The organism is Bacteroidia bacterium (assembly GCA_019695265.1).
GTDB lineage: Bacteria > Bacteroidota > Bacteroidia > JAIBAJ01 > JAIBAJ01 > JAIBAJ01.
This window is the reverse complement of sequence record JAIBAJ010000140.1, coordinates 1-6,918: the sequence shown is the minus strand read 5'-3', so window position 1 is coordinate 6,918 and position 6,918 is coordinate 1. Positions and strand designations below refer to the sequence as shown.

Below are 6,918 nucleotides of genomic sequence, written 5' to 3'. Positions count from 1 at the left end.
CTTGTCTACGACTTGAACGTAAGTTCTTCCATTAGGCGATTTGAGTTTCCTTATAAACACAAAACAAAGGTAAAACACCCAAATTAACACCCAAATCAAAAATCGACCCCAATAAAATCAAGCCTTTTAGAAGGCCTTAGGGAAAATCGCGGAAGTCAGGAGATGCAAAGCGACAAGGTGAAACTGTATACATAAATATTGCAAACCGCAGACAACGAAGCTGATGCTGAATTTCTGTCTAACGAAAAAATTACTAATTCAATAAGGATAAAAGTTCAAGGGAATTTGGAATATTATAACAAGGCCGAGGAGACAAGTTTTTAGGCCAATTTTTCATTAAAATGTAAACACAAAATTGACCCTAACATACTGTCCAATAGGTATTTAGACAAAAGGCTTGCAGAATTTTCTATAAAACCATTTCAAATTACTACTATTGAACATTTGGAGTACTATTCAGCAGCCCTTAATTAAATTGAGTTTAATCTACCTGAACCGGCCCCAAAATCTTAACCTATTTCTTCCTGCTACAATGATAAATCACACCCGGATGTCCATCAAAATCAAAAGCTCGTAAATAAGTCATACCGATTTTTTCCATGACCTGAATAGATGCCAAATTCTCCTTCCTGGCACGACCTACAATTCGTTCAATTCCAAGTTCATCAAATCCATATTCCAAACACCTTTGAGATGTTTCGGTTGCATAACCTTTATTCCAATATTTTTTAAAAAATCTAAATCCAATATCATACTCATGCCTGTCCACAGAATACTTTAATCCACACCAACCCAAAAATTCCAAACTACCTTTGTCTATAACTGCCAATCTTCCTACCCGGTACTTTTCATATTGATCATAATTTTCCAAAAACTTGATGGCATCCTGAATTCTGCTAAAAGGCTTATCTCCAGTAAATTTTAGTACATCTTCATCCAGGTTCAAGGAATAAAAATTATACGAATCTTCCTTTACCAATTGGCGCATAAACGTTCTTTCAGTTTCCAAATGAATCAACTTATTCATTTATATTCTCTCCAATTATCCTAAAAATTGGATGTTTCTTTAATTTTCAACTCCAATTTTATTCCATTTGCAACTCTGGTATTCTTAAAGCTTGCCAAACCCAATATCCAACCGGTTATTAAGTAAGTCTAAATTTAAATTTTCACTAATCATTCCTAGTTTTCAACCATTTCAATGGTTTGGTTTCATTTCCTTCAGTACAAACAAAATACAAACCATCGGGAAGTTCACTTAAGTCGAACATGCTACCGGATTCAATCCAATATTCTCCAACTAATTTACTTCCGACTAAGGAAAAAATCTGCACTTTGCTTTTTTGCGAAAATTTACCGCTATGTATGGTCAATTGGCCTGAGCTCGGATTGGGATAAATGCTCCATTCTCCGGCACTTAGTTCTTCGTTACCAACAATTAGAACATTGGTGCAAATGGAAGTATCCAAACATCCATTCAAATTAACAACTACTGCATAATCTCCACTTTGGTTAGCAACATAAACCGATTGGGTTTCTCCGGGCAACTCCATTAAGGAAGGAGAACAATAATACCATTGGTAAGTTGCATTGGTTTGGTTTGAAGTTATGGTGTTTCCATTAAGTGTCACTCCATTGTCAGGAAGAGAACCTTGTCCAACAATAAACGGGGCAGAAACACCGGTGCAATTATTGGCGTCAGTAACAGTTAAAATAACCGAACCGGATTGCAATACAAAAACGGTATCGTTATTTCCTCCCACACTCCATGAATTTCCGCTTTGGTAATTTGAAACTAATTCAACGCCTTGCCCACTACCGCATACGTTAGCATTGCCAATTGAACTAATGACCGGAACCGGATTGGCAACCACCGATATTACCTGAGAAGCATTGGTTTGCGGACAACCACCATTGGCTCCGGATGGAGTCAGGTAATTGATAATATAGGTTCCCGGATTGGTAGAAGAAGGATTAATTTCTCCTGTAACCGAATTAATACTAAGTCCACTACCGGCTGAAAAAGTTCCGCTTTGAATTCCGGTAATGGTTGGGATCACACTTTGCACTGATTGGCAAATAGGGTTTCCGGAATAGTTAATCAAGGTTAGAATGGGTGATGAAATGGAAACAGAGGTGGTAGCATTTTGAGCCGAACACCCGGCATTGCCAGGCATGGAATAGGTAATGATATAGGTTCCTGCATTGCTGGTTGAAGGGGTAATTTGTCCTGTGGTGGCATCAAGGCTTAGTCCGCTGGTAGAGGAAAAACTACCTCCGGAAGTACCAACAATACTTGGAAGGGTTGCCAAAGAAGTAGTGCAAAATGGTGCACTTGCATAGGAAATGGTTGCAGCAGGTAGGGAAGAAATAGCAATTGCAGTGGTAAAGGATTGGGTCGCACAGCCACCATTACCCGGAACAGTATACACCACAGTATAATTTCCGGCAGTACTTTGATTCGGCTGTATAGTTCCGGTATTCGCATCAATCACCAAACCACTGCCTGAAGAATAACTGCCCCCCTGCAATCCTGTTAAACTAACTTGTACCGAAGTTGAATTGGTACAAAATGGAGATCCGGGATATGAAATACTAGCCGTTCCCGGTGCATTGATGCTTACTTGCGTGCTTGTCGAAAAAGATGAACATGCTCCGGTTGCCGGAATGGTATAGGTAACAGTGTAGCTACCAACCTGACTTTGAATTGGATTAATTGAACCATTTCCTGAATTGATACTCAAACCGGATGTAGAAGAGAAACTTCCTCCCGAGCTGCCTGAAATACTTACAGCTTCTATATTTCCGGTTTGGCATATCGGATTGCCAGCATAAGAAATTATGGCTGAAGGAGCTTGATCGATGGTTAAATTTGTTGTCGTAGAATAAGAGGAACACCCATTATTTGCCGGTATAGAATAACTTACCGTGTAATTGCCTGCTGTACTGGCTGATGGATTTACCTCCCCTGTAACTGAGTTTATAGTTAAACCGGCTCCCGATGAATAACTCCCACCGGAAGTTCCTGCAAAAGTTGGTAGGGCCGGACTTCCGGAGGTGCAAAGTGGTCCGGAAGGATACGAAATGCTTGCAGAAGAGGGTGCTGTTAAACTAATAGAAGTGCCGGTTGTAAAGCTATTACACCCATTAGCAGCAGGCAGAAAATAGCTTACCGTATAATTTCCGGCAGAACTTTGTGCTAAATCGATGGATCCGCTTACTGAATTTATACTCAAACCAGGTCCGGATGAAAAACTACCTCCCCCTGTACCCGAAAGAGTAACAGTTGGATTGGATGAATCAAGGCAATACGGAGTACCTGAATAAGAAATGGTTGCAGTTGGAGCCTGAACAATGGTTAATCCAAAATTAGCAGCTTGTGCCGGACATCCGGAAAAAGCAGGTACCGAATAAACTACCGTATAAGCCCCTGCGCTGCTATTTCCTAAATCAATACTCCCCGAATTATTATCGATAGACAAACCGGGGGTGGAACTATAACTGCCTCCACTTGCTCCCGTTTGAACTACGTTTTGAGTGCTACCATCATTGCAAAAAGAATTAGCAGAATAGGAAATGGAAGGAGGGTTAGGATCCGTAATAGTGAAACCGGCAGATGCAGTTTGTAATGGACATCCATTGGCAGCAGCCATAGTATAAGTAATCGAATACGTTCCCGGCAAACTGCTTCCCGGATCAATAGCTCCTGTATTCGGATCAATTGTTAATCCTGCCGTTGATGAAAAGGTTCCTCCGGCATTTCCAGTCAATACCACATTCTCCACACTTCCTCCCAAGCAAACCGGACTAGCATAGGAAATGGTGGCCGCCGGAAGCGCGGTTAATTGAATAGTTGTATTCGTTGAAAAGGCAGGACAGGCCAAACTAGCCGGAATAGTATAGGTTATTTGATAAGTACCAGGCTGACTTGCATTGGGTTGCAAATCTCCGGTACTGGCATCTATGGAAAGGCCGGATGTGGAAGAATAAACACCGCCTGAATTTCCTGAAAATGATACACTAACCTGAGATTGATTGGTGCAAAAAGGTGAATTAGGGTATGTAATACTGGCTGTTGGCTCTTGCTCAATAGTCACGTTTTGATTAGAACTTTGGGCTGAACAACCTCCTGCTGCAGCTAAAGTATAGGTTACTACATAGGTTCCGGCATTGGAGTTTGAGGGATCAATTTCTCCTGAAGATGCTTCAATCGAAAGTCCTGCAACAGATGAAAAACTTCCTCCTGATGTTCCGGAAATAGTCGGCAACTGTAAGGCACCACTTGTACAAAGCAGAGAATTGGAATAACTGAAACTTGGATTTGGCAAGGCGGTAATTGTTACGGAGGTGCTTGCTGTTACAATACCACAACCGGCATTGGCCGGAATTTCATAAGTTACTGAGTAAATTCCGGGTGTAGAATTACTAGGGTTTATTAACCCATTGGAAGCTATGTTTAAACCGGAGGTAGATGTATAGGTTCCACTCCCATCTCCAACTAAATCCGGTAATTCCGAAGATGCATTCGAACAAAATGGATTTCCGGAATAGGAAATGTTGGCAACAGGTAATTGGGTAATATTCAAATTGGTAGTAGCCGTTAGGTTCGAGCAACCCACGGTGGAGCTAATGGTATACGTTACCTGGTAAGTACCACCCGAATTTGCAGATGGGATAATGCCTCCGGTGGTAGCATTTATTTGAAGCCCGTTGTTTCCACTAAATGCACCTCCTGAACTTCCGACAAAACTTGGTAATTGGGTCGTTGAAAGATCGGTACACATAGGCGATTGGGCGTAAGAAAATGTAGCACTTTGCAAGGTAAATGCAGTATAAGCAGGGATAGTAACCGCTGTAGGATGCAAAGCTTGGGTATAATTCGCCAAGGTGGTAACCTGGGTAATAATTTCAGGAGCACTACCCGAAAGACTGGTTCCGGTTAATGCTGCATTGTTATTGGTAGGAACAACCAATTTATAGGTATCCGACAAGGATGACGGGTTGTAGGAGGTGGTAGAAGCCGCCGTACCTGAACTTAACCAATTTCCAAAGGTTTGAAAACCATACAATAAGGTAATGCCTGTTTGGGTGCTCCAATTCGAAGTGGTTCCCTGAAAGGCAAACAACTGCTCACCATTTACATTAAATGCAAAGTTGGCAGGAGCACTTGCACTCCAACCGGTTCCGGTAATATTCATTCCGCTGGTCCATGAAATTACCGTTCCTGCACATTGAGCAACTGGAGCAGTATAGGTCAAATACCCCTCCCCTGTTCTTCCCAAGGTGGTTGATGAAAAACCGTTGTCGGTAAAATTAATTACCGTTCCTGCGGCAATATCCCTTAATAAAACAAAGGAAAATTGATCAGGATCAGTAGAATTCATGGCAATTATTGCCAAATCACCGGGCGCTAAAGTAGTTTGAGCGAATGTTCTAATACTCAACGAAACAAGAAAAGTCAATATAGAAATCGACCTGAAATATTTTTGCATTTTAATTTTGGGAGATAGTTTTCAAAAGTAAATACTTACTACCCTACTTAGGTTAAGAAACAGCTAAGTAAATTTTAACAAGTTACAAACTTTTTAGTCTTTTTCCTTGGCATTTAGTCTATCTTTTTTCGAATTTGTCCTACTTCCATTCTAGTCTTCTCTCCTACCTTTGCTCTTAAGTAAAGTGGCCTTTTCTATCTAGGAACTCAATCCTTAATATGAAATTTTAGCCAACTGCACCTCACCACTTCGGCCCCATATACCATGAACCGATCTTCCTTTATTCACTCCCTAGCCGCTCTTTCTGCCATGACTTCCTTGTCTAGTTTTAAAAACTTTACCGATACCTTACCTAAGCAATCCAATCGTTTGCCTGTGTTATTTACCTCGCATGGCAACCCTATGGATATTCCAATGACCAAAGAGCAACGACCTTTTTGGAATACCTTGTTTGAATTGGGTCAGCGTTTACAAGAAAACTACGATGTAAAAGCAGCTTTGGTAGTCTCGGCACATTGGTGCACCAAAGGCAGTTTTGTAAATTCTTCCCTAGAACAGAAACAGATTTACGATTATTATGGATTTCCGAAAGAATATTACGAAGTGTATTACAAGGCCCAGGGTTCGCCCGAAATAGCAAGGGAAGTAAACAAATTGGTTCCCGGTGTTTCCTTAACCGGCGACTGGGGGCTTGACCACGGCGCTTGGCCCATGTTAATGCATTTGTTTCCCAAAGGCAATATTCCTGTTTTCCAACTAAGCATCGATTATTACGCCAAACCTCAATACCATTTCGACCTCGGAAATCAGTTAAAAGCTTTGAGAGACAAAGGAGTTCTTATCATCGGTAGCGGTTCTTTGATTCATAATTTACGCCTGGCAATGCAAAAAATGCAATCCAACGATTTCAAACCCTATGGTTGGGAGCAGGATTACGATGACTGGATTAAAAAACAAATCGACACCAGAAATGTGAAGGATATTATAAACTACGAAACAAGTCATAAATTGGGTTTATTGGCCTCCCCCACTCCCGATCATTTTGTACCGGTTCTTTACAGCCTTGGTTTAATGCACCCATCCGAAAATATTCAACATTTTTATGATATTCCGGCTAGCATTCCTGCTTTTAGCGAGCGCAGTTTTATCATTGGGGCTTAGTTGAAGCTGCTTTTTAAGGTTTTCAAATAAACCAATTCTTCGTTTTTATTCATAATTTATTTTAGTTGGCGGGCCCCCTCCGCCTATCCAATTAATCTGCAAATCCATCCTTCTTAACTAGGCGTTCGGGTCACGCTTTCGGATTTCTATGTTCAATTTACATTGTACTGAAAATTTTTTTCGTACTTTTTTTCATTTCTTACACATGCAAATATCCTAAGGACAATTTTGTTTCTTATTGCATTGATAACTGACATTTTATTTT

Annotated in this window: 4 protein-coding genes; 1 reads left to right on the top strand and 3 read right to left on the bottom strand. The window is 40.8% G+C overall.

Annotated features, from left to right (window positions below; all coding sequences use genetic code 11):
- Positions 1-514: 514 nt before the first annotated feature.
- Entirely contained in the window at positions 515-1,027 is a 513-nt protein-coding gene (locus tag K1X82_14130; protein MBX7183245.1) for a GNAT family N-acetyltransferase, read from the bottom strand.
- A 145-nt stretch (positions 1,028-1,172) separates the two neighbouring features.
- Complete coding sequence (locus K1X82_14125) at positions 1,173-5,444, bottom strand: T9SS type A sorting domain-containing protein (protein MBX7183244.1); 4,272 nt, start codon at positions 5,442-5,444, stop codon at positions 1,173-1,175.
- A 312-nt stretch (positions 5,445-5,756) separates the two neighbouring features.
- Here K1X82_14125 and K1X82_14120 point away from each other — a divergent pair, with 312 nt between their 5' ends.
- Positions 5,757-6,653, top strand: coding sequence for a dioxygenase (locus tag K1X82_14120; protein ID MBX7183243.1), 897 nt, complete (start codon positions 5,757-5,759; stop codon positions 6,651-6,653).
- Positions 6,654-6,805: 152 nt separating this feature from the next.
- On the opposite strand, the gene K1X82_14115 is transcribed toward K1X82_14120, so the two are convergent.
- On the bottom strand, positions 6,806-6,918 hold a 113-nt coding region (locus K1X82_14115), incomplete at its 5' end, for an IS110 family transposase (protein ID MBX7183242.1).

What these genes read in the sequence shown, in the direction of transcription:
- K1X82_14130 (MBX7183245.1), bottom strand. Translation starts at nt 1,027, where the DNA reads ATGAATAAGTTGATTCATTTGGAAACTGAAAGAACGTTTATGCGCCAA.
- K1X82_14120 (MBX7183243.1), top strand. Translation starts at nt 5,757, where the DNA reads ATGAACCGATCTTCCTTTATTCACTCCCTAGCCGCTCTTTCTGCCATG.